This window comes from Streptomyces sp. NBC_00154 (genome assembly GCF_026342835.1).
Taxonomy (GTDB): domain Bacteria; phylum Actinomycetota; class Actinomycetes; order Streptomycetales; family Streptomycetaceae; genus Streptomyces.
The window spans coordinates 6927715-6950120 of record NZ_JAPEMI010000001.1 but is presented as its reverse complement, the minus strand read 5'-3'; the positions used below and the strand labels follow the sequence as shown (position 1 = coordinate 6950120).

Below are 22406 nucleotides of genomic sequence, written 5' to 3'. Positions count from 1 at the left end.
GTTACGTGTCCCGGCTCACGTTGCGGAGCCGGGCCCGCGCACGTCGGACCGCCGACCGGCGGGTCAGGGCATGTCCGGCGCATCCTGGCCGGACTCCGCGGCCAGCGCCTCCAGGACGCCCACCGCCTCGGTACCGCGTCCGTGTGGGACGAACAGGTGGTCGTGGTGGTAGCCGGCCACCACATTGCAGCTCACCCCCGCGTCGGTGAGAGCGAGCGCCACGGCGGCGGTGAGCCCCACGGCGTCCAGCGCGGAGTGGACGCGCAGGGTGATCCAGGCCGCCACATAGTCATACGTCAGCCCTGCGGCGACGGCTTCCTCCTCCGGGAGCACCAGGGTCAGCCCTTCGCGCTCGGTGACCGTCACCACGGGAGCGACACCGGTGGGCGCAGCACCGTCGGGCACCGTGGTGAAGACGTACCGACCGACGTTCAGCTCCGGCCTCATACCGCTCAGCAGGGTTCGCAGGTCGCGCTCACCAGTCATGATCACCACGCTACGGGGGTTCACCCGGCTACGGGTGCGACGAGCGGTGCCGCTCATGGTGGCGGGCCACCCGGGCGCGGTTGCCGCAGGAGGGCCTGCACCACTCCTGGCGGGGATGCTCCTTGATGAAGTAGCGCACGCACCGTGGGGCGTGACAGGCACGCAGTGCGGCGCGGTCCGGTCCGGCGAGGAAGCCGATCACGGCGCGGGCCAGAGCGGCGGGCAGGGCGTCCTTGCGCCGCGCTGCGCCGGCCGGGTGGTGGGAGGCGAGGGGGTCGCCCTCGTCCGGCCAGTCCAGACGCGGGACGGTCGGGACAGCTGCGGCCGCGGCATTGAGCCGGTCGAGTGCCTCGGGTACGGGCATCAGGTGCCGGGCGTCGGCGGGACTCGGTTCGTCGGGACGTACGGCGTGCGCGAAGAGCGCCCGGACGGCGGCACGCAGGGACCGTACGGCAGCGAGGCTCTCCTCGTCGGCCTCCCGGGCATCGACCGCCGGGACATCGGCCGGCGCGGAATCGGTCGCCCGGCCGCCGGCCCCCGGGACGGGCCCGAACAGGCCGGGCCGTTCGCGCACCCAGGCGGCCAGCCCCTCCGGGGTGCCGAGGTCGTCGGCGACACCGCCCCGTCCGTCATGGCGGACGGTGAGGGCGAGGTCGAGGGCGAGTCGGGTGTCGGACATGAGGCTAATGGTAGCGTCAGCCATAACCATTAGGCGCGGAGGAGGAACCGGCATGACCGAGCTGCGTCAGTTGCTGCGTGACATCGAGGTGTTCCAGGGCGAGTTGCCCGTATTCGATCCGCGGACCGCCCCTGACACCCCCGTGGAACTGTTCACCGAGTGGCTGCTGCACGCGCTGGACTCCGGGGTCCGCGAGCCGCACGCGATGACTCTGTCGACGGCGGGTGTCGACGGGAATCCCACCGCCCGCACGCTGATCCTCAAGGACGTATCCGCGCAGGGCTGGCAGTTCGCTTCGGACGCGGGCAGTGTCAAAGGGCGCGATCTCGCGGACCGCCCGTTCGCCGCGCTCACCTTCTACTGGCCGCAGTCGGCCCGCCAGGTCCGGGTGCGCGGCCCCGTCGTCGCCGACGGCGCCGAGCGGAGCGCCGCGGACTTCCTGGCCCGTGGACCGGGGGCCAGGGCGGAGGCGCTGCTCGGACGGCAGAGCAGCCCGCTGACGGATCTCGCGGTACGTGACGATGCGGTACGTCAGTCGCTCGCCCGGGTGGAGCGGGAACCGGATCTCGTGGCGCCGGGATGGACCCTGTACTCGGTGCGGCCGCAGACCGTGGAGTTCTGGCAGGGCGACAGACAACGCAACCACACCCGGCTCAACTACCGCTTCACGGACGCCGGTTGGGTGCGCGAGCTGCTGTGGCCCTGAGTCCGCTCCGCGCGGGCTGCGCCGTCAGGTGAGGTCGAACTCGCCGTCGCGGGCGTTGACCACGAAGGCCCGCCATTCGGCCGGGGTGAAAATCAGCGAAGGGCTGCCGGGCTTACCGGCGTTGCGCATCGCGATGAATCCCTCGACGAAGGCGATCTGGACATCCCCGGCACCCTGTGTGCCCGACTGCCAGTCGGCGTTGCTGAGGTCGAGGTCCGGCTTGTCCCAGCCGGCAAAGGTCTGCTGGGTGGTGGTGCTCTCCGCCACGTCGGCTCCTCCCACTAGTCGTCCCGGCCAAAGCCTAGCCACCGCGGGCGGTCCCGGACAGGCCGCGGCCAAGGCTTGCTCGGCCGGCCCGGGACGGCGCTCGCCTCAGGTGCGAGGAGGCTCGGCTCCGACCAGCCACATGGAGAAGAACTGCGCCCCGCCGCCGTACGCGTGGCCGAGCGCCTTGCGGGCGCCCGGCACCTGGTGTTCGCCCGCCTGTCCGCGTACCTGCAGCGCCGCTTCGGCGAAGCGGATCATGCCGGACGCGCCGATGGGGTTGGTGGAGAGCACGCCGCCCGAGGGATTCACCGGCAGGTCGCCGTCGAGTTCGGTGACCCCGGATTCGGTGAGCTTCCAGCCCTCCCCCTCGGCTGCGAAGCCGAGATTCTCCAGCCACATCGGCTCGTACCAGGAGAACGGGACGTACATCTCCACGGCGTCGATCTCCCGGCGCGGGTCGGTGATGCCGGCCTGCCGGTACACATCGGCCGCACAGTCCTTGCCCGCCTGCGGCGAGACGAAGTCCTTGCCGGCGAACAGGGTCGGTTCACTGCGCATCGCGCCCCCGTGCACCCAGGCGGGCGGGTGCGGCGAACGGCCGGCGCCCGTCCGGTCGGTGAGGATCATCGCGCACGCGCCGTCCGAGGACGGGCAGGTCTCCGAGTAGCGGATCGGGTCCCAGAGCATCGGTGCGGCCTGGACCTTCTCCAGGGTGATGTCCGGGTCGTGGATGTGCGCGTACGGGTTCTTGAGCGCGTTGCGCCGGTCCTTGTAGGCGACGAGGGAGCCGACCGTGTCGGGCGCCCCGGTGCGGCGCATGTACGCGCGCACGTGCGGGGCGAAGAAGCCGCCCGCGCCCGCGAGCAGCGGCTGCTGGAACGGGATGGGCAGCGACAGCCCCCACATGGCGTTGGACTCGGACTGCTTCTCGAAGGCCAGGGTGAGCACGGTGCGGTGCACCCGCGCGGCGACGAGATCGGCGGCGACGAGCGCGGTGGAACCACCGACCGAGCCCGCGGTGTGTACGCGGAGCATCGGTTTGCCGACCGCTCCGAGGGCGTCGGCGAGATAGAGCTCCGGCATCATCAGGCCCTCGAAGAAGTCGGGTGCCTTGCCGATGACGACGGCGTCGATGTCCGCCCAGGTCAGGGCGGCGTCCTCCAGCGCGCGTACGGCGGCTTCGCGGACGAGACCGGCGAGGGAGACGTCCCTGCGGGCGGAGACATGCTTGGTCTGGCCGATGCCGACGACGGCCACGGGCTCCTTAGACATGGGTGGTCTCCCCTTCGAGGACGGCGACCAGATTCTGCTGCAGACAGGGTCCCGATGTGGCGTGGGCGAGCGCCCGGTCGGACTCGCCGCGGTGGATACGGGCCGCGGCCTCGCCGAGCCGGATCAGTCCGGCGGCCATGACGGGGTTGGCGGCGAGCGCGCCGCCGGACGGGTTGACGCGGACACTTTCATCGAGCCCGAGCGCCTTGCGCAGCACGACCTCCTGGGAGGTGAACGGGGCATGCAACTCCGCGGTGTCGACGGGCCGTTCGAAGGCCCCGGCCCGTTCGGCGGCGAGCCGGGCCGACGGCGAGTCGGTCAGCTCCCGCACTCCGAGGCTGTGGGCCTCGATGCGGTGGTCGATGCCGCGGATCCAGGCCGGGCGGGTGCACAGAGCGCGCGCGGTGTCCTCCGCGGCGAGGACCACGGCTGCCGCGCCGTCGCCGACCGGCGGGCAGTCGCCGGTACGCAACGGCCGGACGACATAGTCGCCGGCCGGGACGGAGCCCACGAGCTGTGCGTGCGGGTTGTCCGCGGCGGCGGTGCGGTTGCGGGCAGCGATCGCGGCGAGGGCGGCCTCGTCGGTTTCGCCCGCGTCGATGAGCGCCTGGGCCTGGAGTGCGGCGAGTGCGACGGAGTCGGGCCAGAGCGGGCCGACGTAGTACGGGTCGAGCTGGCGGGTGAGGACGTCGCGCAGCTCACCGGGCGAGGACTTCCCGTAGGCGTAGACGAGGGCGGTGTCGGCCTCGCCGGTCCGGAGTTTCACCCATGCCTCGTACAGCGCCCAGGCACCGTCCATCTCCACATGGGACTCGGAGATCGGCGGGTGGGCGCCGACGCCGTCGAGGGCCATGGTGAAGGAGAAGGCCCGGCCGGCGAGGTAGTCGCTGGATCCCGAGCAGGTGAAGCCGATGTCGCGTGCCCTGAGACTGGTCGCGTCAAGGACCTGATGCAGGACCGGCATGAGCATTTCGACCTCGGAGAGTTCGTCGGTGCGCCGCAGATGGTCCGTCTGCGCGAAGGCGACGATCGCTACGTCTCGCATCTACAGCAGCTCCTTGTACGCGTCGTAGTCGGCGTCCGGCTCTCCGGTGGGCCGGTAGTGGTCGGGGTGGCGGCCGCCCTCGGTCCAGACGGGCTCGACCCGCAGGCCCATCCGCACCTGGTCGTACGGGATGCCGCCGATCCGTCCGTGCAGGGCGAGGTCGGCGCCGTCGAGGGCGATGTGGGCGTAGACGTACGGGACCTCGATGTCGAGGTTCTTCGCCTTGATGTTGACGATGCAGTACGTGGTGACGGTGCCGCGCGGGCCGACCTCGACCTGTTCGGCGGTGGCTACACCACAGGTGGGGCAGGCGCCGCGGGGAGGGACGTACACCTTGCGGCAGGACGGGCAGCGCTCGCCGACGGTGCGCTGCTCGGAGAGGGCGTTGAGGTACGCGCTCTGGGCGCGCCCGGGGGTGTACGTGTAGTCGAGGCGGGCCGGCGTGACGATGCCGGTGACAGGGTCGGCGAACTCGCCGCTGTGCGGGGTGCTTTCGGCCGTCGCCTCGCCCTCATACGGTTCGAAGCAGGCGATGTCCGTGATGGCACCGGTCCGCTGCGGGGCCCAGCGGATCCGGACCCGCATGCCGGTGTGCACGGCTTCGGGTCCCGGTGCGTCGAGGACATGGAGCAGGGCGGTGTCGGCCCCGTCCAGCTTGACGAGCACCCAGGCGAACGGGGCGGCCAGGGGCTGGTCGCGGCGCGGGGCCGGGTTCCAGGCCCAGGTGGTGACGGTGCCGGTGGTGGCGACCTCGGTCAGATCGCGCAGCTCCTCGGCGGTGACGGGGTCGTAGTCGACGGGCGGGACCAGGACCTTTCGGTCGCCGGTCCGCACGCCGAGCACGGTCCGTTCGCGCAGCCCGGTCAGGAAGGCGCTCTGGACCGGACCGAGGGAGCGGGTGAAGGGGAACTCGACCACCAGTGGTGCGCTGAGGACGTCGGGCACGGTTGTCTCCTTGACTCAGGCGCGCCGGTAGACGGGCGGGCGCTTCTCGGCGAAGGCGCGGGCGCCTTCCTTGGCGTCGGCGGTCTCGAATACCGGCCAGCCGCGCTTCAGCTCGGCGGCGAGCCCCTCGGTCTCGGTCATTTCGGCGGTCTCGTACACGGAGGCCTTGACGGCCTCGACGGCTAGCGGGCCGCAGGCATTGATCCGCTCGGCGACGTCGAGGGCCTGTTCCAGCGTGGTGCCGTCGGGGACGACTCTGCCGATCAGCCCGATGCGGGCCGCTTCGTCGGCGCTGTACGGGCGTCCGGTGAGGAGCATTTCGAGGGCGTGGGTGCGGGCGATCTGGCGCGGCAGCCGTACCGTCGAGCCGCCGATGGGGAACAGTCCCCGCTTGACCTCGAAGAGCCCGAAGGTGGCGCTCGCACCGGCAATTCGGATATCGGTGCCCTGCAGGATCTCGGTTCCGCCCGCCACGCAGTACCCCTCGACGGCGGCGACGACCGGCTTGCGGGGGCGGTGATGGCGCAGCATCGCCTTCCAGTGCAGATCGGGGTCGGCCGTCATCCGGTCCCGGTACTGCTCTCCCTCCATCCCCTTGCCCGCGAGGGCCTTGAGGTCCATGCCCGCGCAGAAGGAACCCCCTGCGCCGGTGAGGACGACGGAGCGGATTCCGTCGTCCTCGTCCGCGGCCAGCCAGCCGTCGTACAGCCCGACCAGCATCGGCAGCGAGAGCGCGTTCTTCGCCTCCGGCCTGTTCAGGGTGAGCACCAGTGTGGCGCCTTCGCGCTGCACGGTGAGGTGTTCCGTACCACCCATTGCCTGCCTCCCGTCTCCAGATCTAGAACAGGTTGCAGTAGGTGAGGGTCCAGTTCAATAGTTTTCTGACAGTCAGTCAGATTTCTTCGGCGGCGCCTCTTCCCAGTTGTGCCGGTCGGCGCTCTAATGACCGCCGGACCACTCACCATCCGGGGTCAGGAGGAACGGTGGAGTACAACCTTGCCGACCTGTTCGAGTCGGTCGTCGACGCGGTCCCGGATCGCGAGGCGCTCGTGTATCTCGACCATCCCGGTACGGGTGCCGAGCGGCGGCTCACCTACGCGGAGCTGGACGGCGCCGCCAACCGGATCGCCCACCATCTGATCGACGCAGGTCTGGCTCCCGGCGAGCACCTCGGGCTCCACCTCTACAACGGCATCGAGTACCTCCAGACCGTACTGGCCTGTCTCAAGGCACGCATCGTCCCGGTCAACGTCAACTATCGGTATGTGGAAGACGAGTTGGTCTACCTCTACCGGGACGCGGATCTGGCGGCCCTGGTCTTCGACGCCGAGTTCGACGAGCGGGTCGCGGCCGCCGCGCCGAAAGCACCCGGGCTCCGCCATCTCGTACGGGTCGGTGCGCCGGCGGCGGGCGCCCCGGGTCCGGATGCCGTGGCGTTCGCCGACGCCGAGGCGGCCGGCGATTCCGGGCGCGGCTTCGCGCCCCGATCGGCCGACGACCAGTTCATCATCTACACCGGTGGCACCACGGGCATGCCCAAGGGCGTGATGTGGCGCCAGGAGGACCTCTTCTTCTCCGGCCTCGGCGGCGGCGCGCCGACCGGCGAGCCGGTGAAAACCCCGCAGGAGCTGGCCGAACGGGTCGCCGCGGGCGGCGAGGGCATCACCTTCTTCCCCACTCCCCCACTGATGCACGGAACTTCGACGCTGACCGCGTTCATCGGGTTCAACTTCGGGCAGCGGGTCGTCGTCCACCGCAAGTTCATGCCCGAGGAGGTGCTCCGTACGATCGAGAAGGAGAAGGTCACCAGCGTGTCGCTGGTCGGGGACGCGATGCTGCGACCGCTGATCGATGCGCTGAGGGGGCCGCTGAAGGGCACCGACTGCTCGGCACTGTTCTCCGTCTCCAGCTCGGGCGCGATCATGTCCGACTCGGTGCGCGCGGAGTTCCAGTCGCTGGTGCCCACCGTGATGCTGCTCAACAACTTCGGCTCGTCGGAGTCCGGCTTCAACGGCACCGCCACGGCCGACTCGGGGCCGGAGAACGGGTTCCGCATCACGGTCAACTCCCGTACGGCGGTCGTCGACCCGGCGACGTACGAACCGGTGGCGCCGGGCGAGCCGGGCCGAATCGCCCAGCGGGGCCACGTGCCGCTCGGCTACTACAACGACCCCCGCAAGACCGCGGAGACGTTCTTCCACAAGAGCGGGGAGCGATGGGTGCTGCTCGGCGACATGGCCACCGTCGACGCGGACGGCATCGTCACGGTCCTCGGTCGCGGCTCGCAGTGCATCAACACCGGGGGCGAGAAGGTGTACCCGGAGGAGGTCGAACAGGCGCTCAAGTCCCATCCGGACGTGTACGACGCGCTGGTCGCCGGGGTGCCCGACGAACGGTGGGGAAACCACGTCGCGGCAGTGGTGCAACTGCGGGAGGGAGCGGCCGAACCTTCGCTCGACGAGGTCCAGGCGCACTGCCGGACCCGTCTCGCCGGATACAAGATCCCCCGGCAGTTGGTGATCGCCCCACGGATCCAGCGCTCGCCCAGCGGCAAGGCCGACTACCGATGGGCCCGCTCGATCGTCGCACCCGGCCGCGGACCGCTGGTCTGAACACACGTCCTCGCACCCCCGCCCCGACCCGGGTGCGAGGACAGGCACCGACCCCTGCAATCTCACCCGAGTGCGCCGCCGCGCGTCCACCACTTGCGCGCAGCGGTTGTTCCGGCGTAAGCCATTCAGGCACGTGATGTGTCCAACCGCTCACCCTGCGTGGCATCGGGGAGTGTTCGCCCATAGTTTCGGCTCATGAAGAAACGTCACACCAAACAGCTCCTGTGCCTTGCCGTGGCGGCCGGCGCCGTGGGCGCCGCTGTGCCGGCCTGCACCGCGGCTGCCTCCCGTTCCGTGGATTCCCCGGTCGTGCGCGTGGTGCGTTCGGGCCAGTCGATCCAGGCCGCGGTGGATGCCGCCCGGCCGGGTGACACCATCGACATCCGGCCCGGCACGTATCACGAGAGTGTCCTCATCAAGAAGGCAGACCTGACCCTGCGCGGTGCCCCGTCCGGGACCGTGCTCATGCCGAGCGCGACCGGGACCAAGGCAGCCAACGCCTGCGCGAAGGCCGGCAACGGCATCTGCGTCCAGGGCACGTCAAAACATCCCGTCGACGGTGTGCGCATCCGCTCGCTGACCGTCTCCGGATTCAAGAAGAACGGAGTCTGGGCCTCCTGGACCGACGGACTGTCGGTCCGGCAGGTGACGGCCCGGTCCAACGGCATCTGGGGCATCGCCCAGGAGCGGTCCACCCGCGCCGACATCCGGGACAACACCGCCCGCTCCAACGGCGACGCCGGCATCTTCGTCGCGAACACCGTGGACGAGGAGGGCGGCGCAACCGACACCCGCGGCACCAAGGTCCGAGGAAACACGCTGACGGACAACCGGATCGGCCTCACCGTCCGCCGGGTCCGCAACCTCTCGGTCCACGACAACACCTTCACCGGCAACTGCAGCGGTGTCTTCGTCGTGGGCGACGAGGGCAAGCCGCAGGCCGGGGCGATGTCCATCCACGACAACCGGGTCACCAAGAACAACAAGTACTGCGTCAAGACCGAGCGACTGCCCGCAATCCAGGGGTCCGGGATCATCCTCACCGGCACCGTGGACACCGATGTGCGCAAGAACACCGTCGAGAACAACGTGGGCGCCACACCGCTCTCCGGCGGGATCGTGCTGTTCAAGAGCTTTGTGGGCGCTCACAACACCGGCAACACCATCAGCGACAACCGGGCGATGGGCAACCGGCCCGCGGACCTGGCCAACCAGGAAACCGCACAGCGCAACAGCTTCGCCCGCAACGTATGCGCGACGTCCACACCGACCGGAATGTGCTGACCCATGTTCCCCCGCACGAGGAGAAGCGAGACGGTATGACCACCGTGAGCACCACCCCCATCACCACCACTCCCCTCACCCCGCATCCGGGGATGCGGCTGCGTGAGATCGTCTTCGGCGCGGCCTGCGCCGCCGCCGTGCGCGCGGCGGCCCGGCTGGGCGTCGCCGACGCGCTCGGAGAGACGCCCACCGGGGCGGAGGAGCTCGCGGCGGAGCTGCGCGTCGAGCCCATGCCGCTGAAGCGTCTGCTGCGCGCCCTGTCCTGCTACGGGATCTTCACCGAGACCGAGGACGGCAAGTTCGTCCACACCGACATGTCCCGGCTGTTGCGCGAGGACGATCCGAACAGCCTGCGGTACATCTCCCTGTGGTGCACCGAGCCCTGGACCTGGGAGGTCTGGCCCCGCCTGGACGACGCGGTGCGCACCGGCGGGAGCGTCTTCCCCGAGGTGTTCGGAAAGGGGTTCTTCGACTATCTGCACCAGGACGCGCACGAGTCGGCCCAGGTCTTCAACCGGGCCATGACCACCTCCAGCATGCAGTCCGCGCTCGACGTCGCCGAACTCCTCGACCTCGCCGAGGTGTCCGAGGTGGCCGACATCGGCGGCGGTCAGGGACACGTGCTCGCCAGCCTGCTGGAGAAGCACCCGTCCGTCCGCGGCACGCTGATGGATCTGCCGGGCGTGGTGGCGCGGGCCGACGCCCGGCTTCGGGACGGTGGTCCGCTCGCCGGGCGGACCCGCATCGTCGCCGGCGACTGCCGTGAGGAGATCCCCGTCCAGGCCGATCTCTACATCATCAAGAACATCCTGGAATGGGACGACGAGAGCACTCGCAGGACGCTGCGCAATGTGATGACGGCCGCCCGCCCGGGTGCCCGGGTCGTGATCATCGAGAACCTGGTCGACGACACGCCGTCGATGCGGTTCACCACGGCCATGGATCTGCTGCTGCTCCTCAATGTCGGTGGAGCGAAGCACACCAGGGAGAGTCTGATGAGCCGCATGGCGGAGGCCGGCCTGATCGTCGGCGACATCAGTCCGGTCAATGCGTATCTGCACGCATTCGAATGCGTCGTCCCCGCCTGACCCGTTCGCTCCTCGGACCGTGGCAACTTCGGGCCGTGGAATCGCCCCGGGTCCGGCTCTCCAGCCGGACCCGGGGCAATCGCTCATTCCTGCTCAGGCGGTGGAGTCCCGCTCCCACCGGTAGAACTCGTGCGCCATCGCGTCCTTCGGACCACGCCAGGTCTTCGGGTCGTACGGGCTGATGAAAGCGGTGAGCTTGTCGCTGAGATCCTTGAACTCCGGGTGCTGGTGCACCTTGGCGATCTCCGGGCCGGGCGGGCGGTCGGACTCGATCAGATGCAGGTACACGTCACCGAACTGGAACAGCTTGCGCCGGGTGACGCCGACGAGGTGCGGCAGTTCACTGCCGTCCGAGGCGGCGAACAGTTCGGCGATGTCCGGCGCCGAATCCGGCGCCATACGGGCGACGATCAGAGCATGGTGCATCGAGAGGATGCCTTTCTGGTACCCGCCGGGCGGCGGGGTGGACGGCCGGGACGTCAGCGGGCGCTGACCGGGGCGGTGCGCCGCTCACGGTCGCGCTGCTCGATCTTGTCCCGGATGAGTTCCATCTGGACGCGGGAGTTGCGGTTGATGTTGTCGGTCATCCACGCGTCGTCGACGGGTGCGTCGGGCCGCATCGCGAAGTCCTGCTCCCAGTGCAGCTTCGTGCCGCCGGGGACCTCCGAGTACACCCAGCGGATGTTCATGTGCTGGAAGGGGCCGGGCTCGACCCGGCGGGCGACGACCGTCCGCGCGGCGCGGTCGGTGGTGCGCTCCGAGACCCAGCTCCAGACCTTGTCGTTCTCGTCGGGATGCATGGTCAGCCGGAACTTCGTCCTCTCGCCGTCCCGCTCGAGGACCTCGACGGACGCGTACTCGCTGAACAGCCGCGGCCAGTTCTCGAGGTCGTTCGTCACGTCCCAGACCAGGTCCAGGGGGGCGGCGATGGTGATCTCGTTCTCGGTGTGTCCGGACACTTCAGGCTCCTGTCACAAGGGTGTTGTTGACCAGGTCGAGGAATTCACGGGGGGTCTTGCAGCGGTCCGCGTCGGCGGGGAGCGCCTGGCCGTGCCGGTTCTCCAGCACACCCACGATGCCGAGGAGGCCGAGCGAGTCCAGGCCGAACTCGTCGAAGCCGGACGCGGGCCGGCTCTCCATCTCGCTCGGGTCGACGGTGACTCCCGCGCCCTTCTTCATCAGCGCGGCCAGCTCCTGGTACGTCAGTGGATTGGTCATGAGGGGCTTCTCCTTCTCACGCGTGGGTGTCGGTGGGGTGCCGCAGCACAAGCGCGGCGTTCGAACCCATGAGGCCGCGACTCAGCACGAGCGCCGTCCGCAACTCGGCGGGGCGCGCCCGGCCGGTGACCACGTCGAGGTCGTGGCACACGTCGACCACATTGGGGGTGGGCGGTATCAGACCGTCCTCCATGGCCAGCACTGCGGCAGCCACGTCCAGCACCGGCGCTCCGCAGTAGGCCCTGCCGATCCCGCTCTTAGGCGCCGTGACCGGTACCCGCCTGCCGTGCGCGCCGAGCGCGTCAGCGATGGCCAGCGCCTCGGCGCGGTCGGCCGCGGGTACGCCGAGCGCGTCCGCGAAGACCACGTCGATCTCCTCCGGCGCGCAGTCGGCCTCCCGGAGCGCACGGCTGATCGCCCGGGACAGACCCTCCCGGGACTCCGCCCACCGGGACGCCCCGGTGAACGTCGCCGCATGGCCGGCCAGTTCCGCCCGGACCTTCGCCCCGCGGCGCAGTACCGCTCCCTCTTCCTCGACGACGAGCATGGCGCCTCCCTCGGCCGGCACGAAGCCGCAGGCGTCGGCGGTGAAGGGGCGGTACGCCCGTGCGGGGTCGTCACAGACACTCAGGTCGTCGTACCCGAGCTGGCAGACGACGGAGTACGGGGCCAGGGGGGCCTCGGCCGCGCCGACGACCACCGCGTCGGCGCCGCGGCGGATGGTCCGGGCGGCGTGCGCCAGCGCGTCCAGGCCCCCCGCCTCGTCGCTGGCGACGACGGCGCACGGCCCCTTGAAACCGCCCCGGATGGAGATCTGGCCGGTGCTGGCGGCGTAGAACCAGGCGATGGACTGGTAGGGGCCGACGTACTTGGACCCCTGACCCCACAGCCGTTGCAGTTCGCGCTGGCCGAACTCGCCGCCGCCCGACCCGGCGGCGGTCACCACCCCCACGCCGAACGGGGTGTTCTCGTAGTCGGCCCGGCCGAGCCGGGCGTCGTCGAGCGCGAGATCCGCCGCGGCCATCGCGAAATGCGTGAATCGGTCGGTCTGTACGAGGTAACGTTCTTCCACCAGCGCCACCGGGTCGAAGCCCCGGACCTCTCCGGCGACCCGCAGCGGCAGATGTTCGCAGCCTTCGCGGGTGATGCGGTCGAGGACGTTCACCCCTTCCAGCGTCATCTTCCAGAACGATTCCGTGGTCGTGCCGTTGGGGGCGACGACACCAATGCCCGTGACGACGGTGCGCCGGGCCTCTCGGACATTCATCGTGTCCTCCCGCCTGTTCTGGTCAGAGCCACTGCGGACTGGAAACCCCCGAAGCCGCTGCCGACCGAGAGGACACTGCGCAGCTTCATGGGACGTGCGGTACGCGGCACGTAGTCGAGGTCACATTCGGGGTCGGGGGTCTCGTAGTTCGCCGTCGGCGGCACTGTCTGGTTGACCAGCGCAAGGACGCAGGCGGCGATCTCGATGGCACCGATGGCTCCGAGTGAGTGACCGACCATGGACTTGATGGAGCTCATGGGCACGTCGTAGGCGTGCGCGCCCAGGGCCCGTTTCACCGCCGCCGTCTCGTGGCGGTCGTTCTGCTTGGTGCCGGAGCCGTGTGCGTTGACGTAGTCGATCTCCGAACCGTCTATACGGGCGTGACCGAGGGCCTGATTGATGGCTTCGGCCATCTCCAGCCCCTCGGGGGTCAGCCCGGTCATGTGGTAGGCGTTGCCGAAGGTGGAGTAGCCGGCGATCTCGCAGTAGACGGTCGCGCCGCGGGCGCGGGCGTGTTCCAGCTCCTCCAGGACGAGCACGGCTCCGCCCTCGCCCATGACGAAGCCGTCCCGGCGGGCGTCGAACGGCCGGGAGGCGTGCTCCGGGTCGCTGTTGTTCGCCGAGGTCGCCTTGATCGCGTCGAAGCAGGCCACCGTGATGGGGGTGATCGGCGAGTCGGAGGCGCCGGCGATGCACACGTCGACTCGGCCCTCCTCGATGGACTGGAAGGCGTACCCGATCGCGTCGAGACCGGAGGTGCAGCCCGTCGAAACGGTCTGTACCGGGCCGTGCGCGCCGACCTCCTCGGCGACCGCCGAGGCCAGGGAGCTGGGCGAGAAGGCCCGCTCCAGGTGCCGGCCCGCCGGGCGGTGGTCGACGTCCCAGCGGGCGCCGCTGCCGCTGACGGCGACGTAGTCGTGCTCCAGTCGGGTGGTCCCCCCGACTGCCGTGCCGAGCGAGACGCCGATCTGCCAGGGATCCACCTTCTCCAGGTCGAGCCCCGCGTCGCCGAGCGCTTCCCGGGCGGCGACCAGCGCGAACTGGACGTACCGGTCCGCGCGTGCGATCTCCTCCTCGCCGAGGCCGTGCTCCGCCGGGTCGAAGTCGCATTCGGCGGCGATCCGGGAGCGGAACCCGGTCGGATCGAAGAGGGTGATGCCCCGTGTCGCGGTGCGCCCGTTCGCGAGGAGGTCCCAGAAGGCCGGAGCGCCGATTCCGCCCGGGGCGACGACGCCGACCCCGGTGACCGCCACGCGCCGCGTCATGAAGCGGCCTCGGCTCGTTCTGGCGGCGCGGCCCGGTCCGCTGTCTCGGTGTGCTCGGTGTCGACGTGGCCGAGCTCGGGGCGCGGGGCGAGCGGGCCGAGATGGAAGACCATGCGCGCTTCCACATCGCCCACGTTGCGGAAGCGGTGGCGTACATGCGGAGGGATCAGCAGACCCTGGTCGGGCCGCAGGGCATGCGGTTCACCGTCCAGGTCCACCTCCAGAAGACCGTTCACGACGTACACGAACTCCTCGGAGTACGGGTGGTAGTGCTCTCCGATGCGGTCGCCGGGCTGCACGATCGCCAGCCCCATGAAGCCGCTGGTGGCGCCCACCGCTGTCGGCGTGAGCATGGCGCGCAGATCGCCTCCGCGCCTGCGGTTGGGCTGGGTCTCACTGAGGTCCACGATGCGTGGCCGGTGCGTGGTCATGACTGCTTTCCTCCTGGCGCAGTGCGCGTGATGGTGACGGGCTGAGCGAGAACCCCCCAGGTGCTGACGCGCGGTTCAGGACTCCGCGGCCCGCCGATCGGTGATCAGCTTCATCTCGGCATGCGTGATGAAGCGGGAGATCTCCCGGTCGTTCGTGGGGACGGCGTTGGCGTCCTCGTCGAGGAGGCGTCCGAGTCTGGCCACCTTGCCGGGTCCGTCGACACCGACCGCCTGGGCGGCCTGGGCGTCGAGCGGGCCGACGGCTTCGAGGAGCCGGACGACGATGTCGTCGCGCTGGAAGATGGTGCTGCTGTCGATCGGGCTGGTCGTGTCGTCGGCGGCCTCTTCGTCGTAGCCGGCGAGGAGCCGGGCGAGCGCCATGCCGCAGCCCTCCTTGGCCTGGTAGAAGAGCGCGTGCCGGCGGATCTCGGCGGGGTTGTGCCGGCCCCTCGTCACGTGGTGGACCGTGGGGAGCGCCGCCCGGGTGAAGAACATCCGGGCCGAGTTGGGATCGGTGAGGTCCCGGTCCTGCTCCAGGTACGGGTTGATGGCTTCCTCGACGGCTCTGACCTCGGGCTGCCGGGAGACGTGACGCAGCGCCGCGAGGAGGTCTCCCTCGACCTCCACCGCCCGTACGACGCGGTTGCCGTGCATGAACAGCGAGGTGCGGCGCAGCCGGGTGTGCTCGTCGACCCGGGCCTGCGGCGAGTCGTAGTCGGCGAGGATCTTGGCGACGATCTCCTCGGTGCCCGGCCTGACGGTGAACGTCAGCGCGTGACGGACCACACCGTCACCCAGTCGCGGCGAGGCCTGCAGGCCGCCCTTGGCGGACTCCGGCAATGCGTCGAAGGCGCTGCCGGTCTCTCGGAGGATGCTGTAGCGCAGCGAGCGGGTGTCGCGTACGCAGCTGTGCAGGGGCTGGACCGTCTTGACGTGTTCCTCGCTGTTGACCCAGGCGAGGAAGGGCGGCGCGCTCTCCCATTCGCTGGTGATGAGCCATTGGGAGGGGTTCTCGATCGACTGGCACAGCTGGTCGCTGATGTGTCCGGGGACGGATGCCACTTGGTTGCGCATGTCCTCATACGCCTCCAGGAATTGCTTCTGGGCTCCGTCGTGCAGATCGAGCAGCAGAACGATCCGCAGCCTGGAGCCGTCGAAGGCGGACTGCGAGATCCGTTCCGAGAGGGTGGTCATGGTTGCGCTCTCCTTCGAGACGGTGCGGTGGCCGTATCGGTCGGCCGGCCGTCGGTTGTCGAGTGGAATCGGAGCGGGGCTTCTCCCGGCGGATGTGTACGGTCCGCCCCCGGACCGCGGGCATCTCTCCGTGACCGATCGTGAAACGCTGGTCCGGCTGACGCGAGATTTATGAACCGTTCAGGTGAGCAGGGCTCCGGCTGCCGTCCGAACGGCTCTCACAAGGGCATGGACAGTGCATCTGCACAGCGTCCTAGCGGGAGCAACTGATGAACGAGAACGTCGACCACCGCGTACCAGTCCTCATCGTGGGAGGCTCGCTGGTAGGCCTGTCCGCATCGCTCTTCCTCGGCAGGCTCGGCATCGAGCATCTGCTGGTCGAGAAGCACGCGGCCACCTCTACACATCCGCGGGGGCGCGGCAACAACGTCCGGACCATGGAGGTGTTCCGCACGGCGGGGGTGGAGCAGCGGATCCGGGAGGCAGCTTCGGTCCTCGCTGACAACCATGGCATCCTGCAGGCGGGCTCGCTGACCGGCGACGACCAGGAGTGGCTGTTCAAGGAGATCGACCCGGGCGGCGGACTCGCCCGGTTCAGCCCGAGCGGCTGGTGCCTGTGCAGCCAGAACGATCTGGAGCCGGTGCTGCTGGCCCAGGCGCGTGAGCAGGGCAGTGACCTGAGGTTCTCCACCGAGCTGCTGAGTTTCGACTCGAACGGGTCAACGGTGGACGCGGTGCTGAAGAACCGGGAGACCGGTGAGCACACCACCGTCCGCGCCGACTACCTCATCGCGGCCGACGGCCCGCGCAGTCCGATCAGGGAGCAGCTGCGGATCGGCCGGTCGGGCCCCGGCGACCTGTTCCACAACGTCAGCATCACCTTCCGGTCCAAGAAGCTCGCCGACGTGCTGGGCGACCGGCGGTTCATCGTGTGCTACCTCACCAACCCGGCGGCGGACGGCGCGCTGTTGCCCGTGGACAACGAGCAGGACTGGGTGTTCCACGCACCGTGGAAGCCCGAACAGGGCGAGACCCTCGAGGACTTCACCGACGAGCGGTGCGCGGACCACATCCGCCGGGCGACGGGCGCCTTGGACATCGATGTGGAGATCACCGGCAAGGCCCCGTGGCACGCCGCGGAGCGCGTCGCCGACCGGTACGGCTCCGGCCGGGTGTTCCTCGCCGGCGACTCGGCCCACGAGATGTCCCCCACCGGGGCGTTCGGCTCCAACACCGGTATCCAGGACGCGCACAACCTCGCCTGGAAGCTCGCCGCCGTGCTGCGTGGCGAGGCCGGTCCGGGACTGCTGGACACGTACGAGGCGGAGCGGCTGCCGGTGGCCCGGGCGACGAGCGAGCGGGCCTCCGCCCGTTCCGCGGAACACAGCCACCCCGGCTATGCCCCGCCTCCCGGCGCGGGCGGCGGGAAGCAGGGCGGCCTGCTGCCCGTGGCGCTGGGCTACCGCTATGTCCGTGGCGCCGTGGTGGGCGCCGACCCCGAGCAGCCCGTGGTACCGCGCGGATTGCAGCTGACGGGTGACCCCGGCTCCCGGGCCCCCCATCTGTGGGTCCGTCAGTCCGGTGAGCGCAAGTCCACGCTGGATCTGTACGAGCGTTCGTTCGTGCTGCTCTGCGACGGCTCGGATGTGGCGTGGTGTCGTGCGGCCGTGCGCGTCGCCGACCGGCTGTCGGTGCGGCTCGACGCCTTCGGTATCGGCTCCGGATCCGATCTGGAGCCGGAGAACGGGGCGGACTGGGCCGAGGCCCACGGTACGACCGCCGAGGGCGCGGTGCTGGTGCGCCCCGACGGCTTCGTGGCCTGGCGGTCGGCCGGTTCCGTACCCGACCCGGAGGCGACCCTGCACGAGGTGCTGGCCACTCTGCTCAGCCGCGGCTGACCCCGGCGGAGTCCGTCGGGACCCGTCGCCGCCGTCTCAGTCCATGCCGAACGACCGCAGCGCCGCCAGGAATTCGGCGGGACGGGCGGCGTGGACGAGATGTCCGGCGTCGATGGTGACGAACCGGCAGTCGCGGATCTGCTGTGCCATCCGGGCGAGTTGCTCCTGTGGGAGGTGGCTGCCCGGTCCCCCACCGATGACGAGTGTCGGGGCGGTGATGTCGCCGAGGCGCTCACGGCCCGTCGGATCGGGGTCGTTGAGCTGGGCGTCGATCGACGGGACGACCGGCCAGTCGAAGTCGAGCTCCTCGTCCGGGCGTTCGGCAGGTGGACGGGGCGGGTCGAGCGGGATGAGCGTCGGGGCTTCCTCGACGACGAGTCTGCCGATCAGCCCGGGTTCCTGTTCGGCGAGGAGATAGGCGGCGGCGCCGCCCATCGAATGCCCGACGACGGTGGCGCCGGCCAGATTGCGGGCCTCCATGAAGGCGTGCAGATCGTCGCGGAACAGCTCGAAGGAGTAGCGGCCGGTCCAGTCGCTGAGGCCGTGGCCGCGGAAGTCGAGTGCGTACACCCGGTGGTCGGCGGCGAGTTGTTCAGCTATCTCCGTCCAGTCCCGGCTGTTGCCGCCCCGCCCATGGGCGAGGACGACAGGTGGGGCGGACGGATCGCCCCAGACGCGATACGCGAGCCGTATGCCGCCGGCCTGCACGCTGTGCACCTCGGGGTCGAGGAACGCACGGACGGTACGGGCGAACGCGCCGGGGTCGTCGAGCCACGGGAAGTGTGCGGCACGGCGCTGCACGGCGAACTCGGCCTGCGGAAAGAGCGCGGCCAGTTCGGCGGCGCGGTCGGGGGTCGGTCCTGCGTCGTACTCCCCCGCGAGGACGAGCACCGGGACCGGCAGGTTGTGCAGTGCGGCAACCGTGGCCGCCGTGTCGAAGGCGCCGTCCTGGTAGTAGACGGCCACCGCCCGGGCATTGCGTTGCGTCGCTTTCCCTGCCGCGTGCGTCCGGGCTGCGGCGCCCCACCGTCCGTAGGCGAACGGCTCGACCGCCGCCCGCTGCTCGCTCCCGCCGCGGCCTGCCCGGATCTCCTTCAGTGCCGAGACTCCTGCCTCGTACCAGGGTTCACCGCTGCGCAGCGCGAAGGCGTCGGTCCGGTCCTGCTCGGTCATCTCCACTCCGACGGCCCGGGCTCCCGGGGTGACGAGCGTGAGCGAGCGCAGCCGCTGGGGATGGCGGGCGGCGTAGAGCTCGACCAGGTCGCCGGACGCGGAGTGGCCCAGCAGATCGATGCGCTCCAGGCCCAGGTGTACGCGCAGCGCCTCGACGTCGTCGACGAGGCGATCGCAGCGGTACGTCGCGGGGTCGTCGGGCACCGCCGAGTCGCCCGTCCCTCGCAGATCGAGCAGCACCAGCTGCCGGTGGGCGGAGAGTCCGCCCAGGTCACCGAGGTAGACGGCGGCCCGCATCGGCCCACCGGGCACACAGATCAGTGGCTCGCCCTCGCCCTGGAGGTGGTAGGTGAGCTCGGTCCCGTCATACGTGTGAAAGAAGGGCATGCACGTCATCCAAACAGTCACCGCGCCGGGCTGCACCGGTGTTCGGTGTGAGCGAATCGGCGCCGCGGTTCGGCTCCGGCGCGCACGATTGTGCCGCCCCCCTTGCCAGGCTGCGGATCATCCTGAATTACTGCTCCCGTAACGATCGACCGAATGATCGGTCGTCTGCTCGGGACGAGGGAGATCGGGATGACGGCTCTGCTGGACGCGGCGGAACGGCTCGACCGCAAGGAGCTGGAGGCGCTGCAGCTGGAACGTCTGCGCGCCACACTTCACCATGCGTACGACCACGTCGGCTTCTACCGTGCGGCGTTCGACGCGGCGGGGCTGCACCCGGACGACTGCCGCAGCCTCGCCGACCTGGCCCGCTTCCCGTTCACGACGAAGACCGATCTGCGGGACAACTATCCGTTCGGCATGTTCGCGGTGCCGGAGGACCAGGTACGGCGCATCCATGCGTCGAGCGGGACCACGGGCCGCCCCACCGTCGTCGGCTACACCCAGGCGGATCTCGACACCTGGGCGGATGTGGTCGCCCGCTCGATCCGGGCGGCTGGCGGCCGCCCGGGGCAGAAGGTCCATGTGGCGTATGGATACGGCCTGTTCACCGGCGGTCTGGGGGCGCACTACGGAGCGGAGCGGCTCGGCTGCACAGTCATCCCCGCGTCCGGCGGCATGACTGCCCGTCAGGTGCAGCTGATCCAGGACTTCCGGCCGGAGATCATCATGATCACGCCGTCGTACATGCTCACGCTTCTCGACGAGTTCGAGCGGCAGGGCGTCGATCCGCGTACGACATCGCTGAAGGTCGGGATATTCGGCGCCGAGCCGTGGACGCAGGAGATGCGCCGGGAGATCGAGGAGCGGTTCGCCATCGACGCGGTCGACATCTACGGCCTGTCGGAGGTGATCGGCCCGGGTGTCGCCCAGGAGTGCGTCGAGACGAAGGACGGACTGCACATCTGGGAGGACCACTTCTATCCGGAGGTCGTCGACCCGCTGACCGGTGAGGTGCTGCCGGAGGGCGAGGAGGGTGAGCTCGTCTTCACCTCGCTCACCAAGGAGGCCATGCCGGTGATCCGCTACCGGACCCGGGATCTGACCCGGCTGCTGCCCGGTACGGCCAGGGTCTTCCGGCGGATGGAGAAGGTCACCGGGCGCAGCGACGACCTGGTGATCCTGCGCGGGGTGAATCTCTTCCCGACCCAGATCGAGGAGATCGTGCTGCGTACGCCTGGGGTGGCGCCTCACTTCCAGCTCCGGCTGACCCGCGAGGGCCGGCTCGACGCGCTGACGGTGCGGGCGGAGGCGCGGGCGGAATCGACGCCGGACCAGCGGGCGGCGGCCGCGCTCGCGATCGCGACGGCCGTCAAGGAGGGCATCGGGGTGTCGGTGGGGGTCGAGATCGTCGACCCCGAGACGCTGGAGCGGTCGGTCGGCAAGTTCAAGCGGATCGTGGACGAGCGCGGCGGGCGCTGAACGCCGGTCGACGAGCCGCCGGGGAGCGGCGCCGTTCGCCCCCGGCGGACGCGACGAACACCGCGGTGTTCCTGGCCTCTGCCCAGGCCGCCGCGGTGTCGGGGTCCGTTGTCGACATCGGCTGCGGCGCGCTGTCACCCAGGGAGCGCGAACCGGTCCCTGAGCTCGCGCTTGAGGATCTTCCCGCTGGCGTTGCGCGGCAGCTCGTCCACGAAGAGGACCCTCTTCGGCGCCTTGAAGTGGGCGAGCCGTTCCCGCACGTGGTCGAGCAGATGCTGTTCCGTGACGTCCGCGCGCAGGACCACGACGGCGGTGACGGCCTCGATCCAGCGCTCGTCGGGCAGCCCGACGACGGCTGCCTCCGCGACGGCGGGGTGGGTGTAGAGGGCATCCTCGACCTGGCGGGAGGCGACGAGGACACCACCGGAGTTGATGACGTCCTTCACCCGGTCGACGACGGTGAAGAAGCCCTCCGGGTCCCGGACCGCGAGATCGCCGGAGTGGAACCAGCCGTCGCGGAACGCCTCGGCGGTCTCCTCCGGCTTGTCCCAGTAGCCCTCGCACAGCTGCGGGGAGCGGTAGACGATCTCGCCCGCCGTCCCGTCGGGGACCTCCTTGCCGTGCTCGTCGACGACTCGCGCCTCGACGAAGAGCACCGGCCGGCCGCAGGAGTCCATCCGGCCCTCGTGCTCGTCGGGCCCGAGGACGGTGGCGAGCGGGCCGATCTCGCTCTGCCCGAAGCAGTTGTAGAAGGCGAGCGCGGGCAATCGCTCACGGAGCCGTTCCAGCACCGGAACCGGCATGATCGACGCCCCGTAGTACGCCTTGCGCAGCCCGCCGAGGTCGCGGGTGGCGAACTCCGGGTGGTTGGCGAGGCCGATCCAGACGGTCGGCGGGGCGAACAGACTGTCCGCCTGCCCGGCCTCGACGAGGTCGAAGATCCGGCCCGCTTCGGGCGCGTCGAGGATGGTGTTCTCCGCGCCGACCGCGAGGTACGGCAGCAGGAACACATGCATCTGCGCGGAGTGGTACAGCGGCAGCGAGTGGACGGGCCGATCGGTGGGGCGCAGATCGAGGGCGGTGATCGCGCTGACGTACTCGTGGACGAGGGCGCCGTGCGTCATCATCGCGCCCTTGGGGAGCGCGGTGGTGCCCGATGTGTAGAGCAGCTGCACCAGGTCGCCGGCTGCCGGTTCGCGCTCGGCGGTGAACGGGCGTGGGGTGGCGAGTTCACCGAGGAGGGAGTGCGGAGCGTCGCGCAGCGGACGTACGGCGAAACCGGCCGGGATCCGGTCGGCAAGGTCCGGATCGGTGAGGACGAGGGCGCTGCCCGACTGCTGCAGGATGTACGTCAGGTCGTCGCCGGTGAGGTTCTGATTGACCGGCACATGGACGAGGCCGGCGCGGGCGCAGGCGAGGTACGCGATCAGGTACGCGTCGGAGTTGTGCGCGTAGGAGGCGACCCGGTCGCCGGGGTGCAGGCCGTGTCCGTCGCGGAGGACGGCGGCCGCGGTGCTGACCGCGGTGTCGAGCGCCCGGTAGGTCCAGGACCGCTCGGCGTACCGCACGGCGGTGCGCTCGGGAGTGCGCCGGGCGCTGCGCGTCACGACGCCGTCGACTGTGGAGCTGCGTACACCTGTCATGGCGCGATCCTGTGCGCCCGGGACCCGGTGGTCAAGGGTTCGGATCCCGGCCACGATGTTGACAGGG

Annotated in this window: 22 protein-coding genes; 6 read left to right on the top strand and 16 right to left on the bottom strand. The window is 70.2% G+C overall.

Translation table 11 applies throughout. The annotated features are described in order from the left end of the window. Positions 1 to 63: 63 nt before the first annotated feature. The gene (locus OHA03_RS31130; protein WP_267007041.1) at positions 64 to 486 is read right to left on the bottom strand and encodes an ACT domain-containing protein; all 423 of its coding nucleotides are present in this window, start codon (positions 484 to 486) and stop codon (positions 64 to 66) included. A 28-nt stretch (positions 487 to 514) separates the two neighbouring features. After that, a complete protein-coding gene (locus tag OHA03_RS31125; RefSeq protein ID WP_267007040.1) occupies positions 515 to 1165 on the bottom strand; it encodes an ABATE domain-containing protein in 651 nt (216 codons plus the stop codon). Positions 1166 to 1217: 52 nt separating this feature from the next. Between OHA03_RS31125 and OHA03_RS31120 the strand changes: the two genes are divergently transcribed. Further along, positions 1218 to 1871 carry a pyridoxal 5'-phosphate synthase gene (locus OHA03_RS31120; RefSeq protein ID WP_267007039.1) on the top strand — a complete coding sequence of 218 codons (654 nt, stop codon included), beginning with the start codon at positions 1218 to 1220 and terminating at the stop codon, positions 1869 to 1871. Positions 1872 to 1895: 24 nt separating this feature from the next. On the opposite strand, the gene OHA03_RS31115 is transcribed toward OHA03_RS31120, so the two are convergent. The 5 genes from OHA03_RS31115 to OHA03_RS31095 form a co-directional block, all read right to left on the bottom strand. Beyond that, complete coding sequence (locus OHA03_RS31115; protein ID WP_267007038.1) at positions 1896 to 2138, bottom strand: DUF397 domain-containing protein; 243 nt, start codon at positions 2136 to 2138, stop codon at positions 1896 to 1898. 105 nt (positions 2139 to 2243) lie between these two features. Beyond that, positions 2244 to 3410 (bottom strand): thiolase domain-containing protein, encoded by a 1167-nt coding sequence (locus OHA03_RS31110; RefSeq protein ID WP_267007037.1) that lies wholly within the window; start codon positions 3408 to 3410, stop codon positions 2244 to 2246. After that, a complete protein-coding gene (locus OHA03_RS31105) occupies positions 3403 to 4455 on the bottom strand; it encodes a thiolase domain-containing protein (RefSeq protein ID WP_267007036.1) in 1053 nt (350 codons plus the stop codon). The genes OHA03_RS31110 and OHA03_RS31105 overlap by 8 nt, the downstream gene beginning before the upstream one ends. Further along, on the bottom strand, positions 4456 to 5400 hold the full coding sequence (locus OHA03_RS31100; protein WP_267007035.1) for a Zn-ribbon domain-containing OB-fold protein: 945 nt from the start codon (positions 5398 to 5400) through the stop codon (positions 4456 to 4458). 15 nt (positions 5401 to 5415) lie between these two features. After that, entirely contained in the window at positions 5416 to 6216 is an 801-nt protein-coding gene (locus OHA03_RS31095) for a crotonase/enoyl-CoA hydratase family protein (protein ID WP_267007034.1), read from the bottom strand. A gap of 167 nt (positions 6217 to 6383) precedes the next feature. Between OHA03_RS31095 and OHA03_RS31090 the strand changes: the two genes are divergently transcribed. From OHA03_RS31090 to OHA03_RS31080, 3 genes are all read left to right on the top strand, one after another. After that, a complete protein-coding gene (locus OHA03_RS31090) occupies positions 6384 to 8012 on the top strand; it encodes an acyl-CoA synthetase (RefSeq protein ID WP_267007033.1) in 1629 nt (542 codons plus the stop codon). Positions 8013 to 8207: 195 nt separating this feature from the next. Beyond that, entirely contained in the window at positions 8208 to 9296 is a 1089-nt protein-coding gene (locus OHA03_RS31085) for a nitrous oxide reductase family maturation protein NosD (protein ID WP_267007032.1), read from the top strand. Between the two features lie 35 nt (positions 9297 to 9331). After that, the gene (locus OHA03_RS31080; RefSeq protein WP_267007031.1) at positions 9332 to 10384 is read left to right on the top strand and encodes a methyltransferase; all 1053 of its coding nucleotides are present in this window, start codon (positions 9332 to 9334) and stop codon (positions 10382 to 10384) included. Between the two features lie 93 nt (positions 10385 to 10477). Here OHA03_RS31080 and OHA03_RS31075 read toward each other — a convergent pair whose 3' ends face one another. The 7 genes from OHA03_RS31075 to OHA03_RS31045 form a co-directional block, all read right to left on the bottom strand. Next, positions 10478 to 10810, bottom strand: coding sequence for a TcmI family type II polyketide cyclase (locus OHA03_RS31075; protein ID WP_267007030.1), 333 nt, complete (start codon positions 10808 to 10810; stop codon positions 10478 to 10480). A gap of 53 nt (positions 10811 to 10863) precedes the next feature. Then, positions 10864 to 11343 (bottom strand): SRPBCC family protein, encoded by a 480-nt coding sequence (locus OHA03_RS31070; RefSeq protein ID WP_267007029.1) that lies wholly within the window; start codon positions 11341 to 11343, stop codon positions 10864 to 10866. A gap of 1 nt (position 11344) precedes the next feature. Then, positions 11345 to 11602 (bottom strand): acyl carrier protein, encoded by a 258-nt coding sequence (locus OHA03_RS31065; RefSeq protein ID WP_267007028.1) that lies wholly within the window; start codon positions 11600 to 11602, stop codon positions 11345 to 11347. A 16-nt stretch (positions 11603 to 11618) separates the two neighbouring features. Further along, the gene (locus OHA03_RS31060) at positions 11619 to 12869 is read right to left on the bottom strand and encodes a ketosynthase chain-length factor (RefSeq protein ID WP_267007027.1); all 1251 of its coding nucleotides are present in this window, start codon (positions 12867 to 12869) and stop codon (positions 11619 to 11621) included. Then, positions 12866 to 14134: a beta-ketoacyl synthase gene (locus OHA03_RS31055; protein ID WP_267007026.1), complete on the bottom strand. Its 1269-nt coding sequence runs from the start codon at positions 14132 to 14134 to the stop codon at positions 12866 to 12868. The genes OHA03_RS31060 and OHA03_RS31055 overlap by 4 nt, the downstream gene beginning before the upstream one ends. Beyond that, positions 14131 to 14565 (bottom strand): cupin domain-containing protein, encoded by a 435-nt coding sequence (locus OHA03_RS31050; protein ID WP_030928998.1) that lies wholly within the window; start codon positions 14563 to 14565, stop codon positions 14131 to 14133. Before OHA03_RS31050 ends, OHA03_RS31055 begins: the two co-directional genes overlap by 4 nt. A gap of 75 nt (positions 14566 to 14640) precedes the next feature. After that, on the bottom strand, positions 14641 to 15759 hold the full coding sequence (locus OHA03_RS31045) for a SchA/CurD-like domain-containing protein (RefSeq protein ID WP_267007025.1): 1119 nt from the start codon (positions 15757 to 15759) through the stop codon (positions 14641 to 14643). Between the two features lie 269 nt (positions 15760 to 16028). Between OHA03_RS31045 and OHA03_RS31040 the strand changes: the two genes are divergently transcribed. Beyond that, the gene (locus OHA03_RS31040) at positions 16029 to 17657 is read left to right on the top strand and encodes an FAD-dependent monooxygenase (protein ID WP_267007024.1); all 1629 of its coding nucleotides are present in this window, start codon (positions 16029 to 16031) and stop codon (positions 17655 to 17657) included. 36 nt (positions 17658 to 17693) lie between these two features. Here OHA03_RS31040 and OHA03_RS31035 read toward each other — a convergent pair whose 3' ends face one another. Further along, positions 17694 to 19217 carry an alpha/beta fold hydrolase gene (locus OHA03_RS31035; protein WP_267007023.1) on the bottom strand — a complete coding sequence of 508 codons (1524 nt, stop codon included), beginning with the start codon at positions 19215 to 19217 and terminating at the stop codon, positions 17694 to 17696. A 189-nt stretch (positions 19218 to 19406) separates the two neighbouring features. Here OHA03_RS31035 and paaK point away from each other — a divergent pair, with 189 nt between their 5' ends. Continuing rightward, complete coding sequence (gene paaK / locus OHA03_RS31030) at positions 19407 to 20696, top strand: phenylacetate--CoA ligase PaaK (protein ID WP_267008229.1); 1290 nt, start codon at positions 19407 to 19409, stop codon at positions 20694 to 20696. A gap of 134 nt (positions 20697 to 20830) precedes the next feature. On the opposite strand, the gene OHA03_RS31025 is transcribed toward paaK, so the two are convergent. Then, positions 20831 to 22339, bottom strand: coding sequence for an acyl-CoA synthetase (locus OHA03_RS31025; protein WP_267007022.1), 1509 nt, complete (start codon positions 22337 to 22339; stop codon positions 20831 to 20833). Positions 22340 to 22406: the final 67 nt, after the last annotated feature.

Coding starts and splice junctions, on each gene's coding strand:
- OHA03_RS31130 (WP_267007041.1), bottom strand. CDS start 486: ATGACTGGTGAGCGCGACCTGCGAACCCTGCTGAGCGGTATGAGGCCG.
- OHA03_RS31125 (WP_267007040.1), bottom strand. CDS start 1,165: ATGTCCGACACCCGACTCGCCCTCGACCTCGCCCTCACCGTCCGCCAT.
- OHA03_RS31120 (WP_267007039.1), top strand. CDS start 1,218: ATGACCGAGCTGCGTCAGTTGCTGCGTGACATCGAGGTGTTCCAGGGC.
- OHA03_RS31110 (WP_267007037.1), bottom strand. CDS start 3,410: ATGTCTAAGGAGCCCGTGGCCGTCGTCGGCATCGGCCAGACCAAGCAT.
- OHA03_RS31105 (WP_267007036.1), bottom strand. CDS start 4,455: ATGCGAGACGTAGCGATCGTCGCCTTCGCGCAGACGGACCATCTGCGG.
- OHA03_RS31095 (WP_267007034.1), bottom strand. CDS start 6,216: ATGGGTGGTACGGAACACCTCACCGTGCAGCGCGAAGGCGCCACACTG.
- OHA03_RS31085 (WP_267007032.1), top strand. CDS start 8,208: ATGAAGAAACGTCACACCAAACAGCTCCTGTGCCTTGCCGTGGCGGCC.
- OHA03_RS31080 (WP_267007031.1), top strand. CDS start 9,332: ATGACCACCGTGAGCACCACCCCCATCACCACCACTCCCCTCACCCCG.
- OHA03_RS31075 (WP_267007030.1), bottom strand. CDS start 10,810: ATGCACCATGCTCTGATCGTCGCCCGTATGGCGCCGGATTCGGCGCCG.
- OHA03_RS31065 (WP_267007028.1), bottom strand. CDS start 11,602: ATGACCAATCCACTGACGTACCAGGAGCTGGCCGCGCTGATGAAGAAG.
- OHA03_RS31060 (WP_267007027.1), bottom strand. CDS start 12,869: ATGAATGTCCGAGAGGCCCGGCGCACCGTCGTCACGGGCATTGGTGTC.
- OHA03_RS31055 (WP_267007026.1), bottom strand. CDS start 14,134: ATGACGCGGCGCGTGGCGGTCACCGGGGTCGGCGTCGTCGCCCCGGGC.
- OHA03_RS31050 (WP_030928998.1), bottom strand. CDS start 14,565: ATGACCACGCACCGGCCACGCATCGTGGACCTCAGTGAGACCCAGCCC.
- OHA03_RS31045 (WP_267007025.1), bottom strand. CDS start 15,759: ATGACCACCCTCTCGGAACGGATCTCGCAGTCCGCCTTCGACGGCTCC.
- OHA03_RS31040 (WP_267007024.1), top strand. CDS start 16,029: ATGAACGAGAACGTCGACCACCGCGTACCAGTCCTCATCGTGGGAGGC.
- OHA03_RS31035 (WP_267007023.1), bottom strand. CDS start 19,217: ATGCCCTTCTTTCACACGTATGACGGGACCGAGCTCACCTACCACCTC.
- paaK (WP_267008229.1), top strand. CDS start 19,407: ATGACGGCTCTGCTGGACGCGGCGGAACGGCTCGACCGCAAGGAGCTG.
- OHA03_RS31025 (WP_267007022.1), bottom strand. CDS start 22,339: ATGACAGGTGTACGCAGCTCCACAGTCGACGGCGTCGTGACGCGCAGC.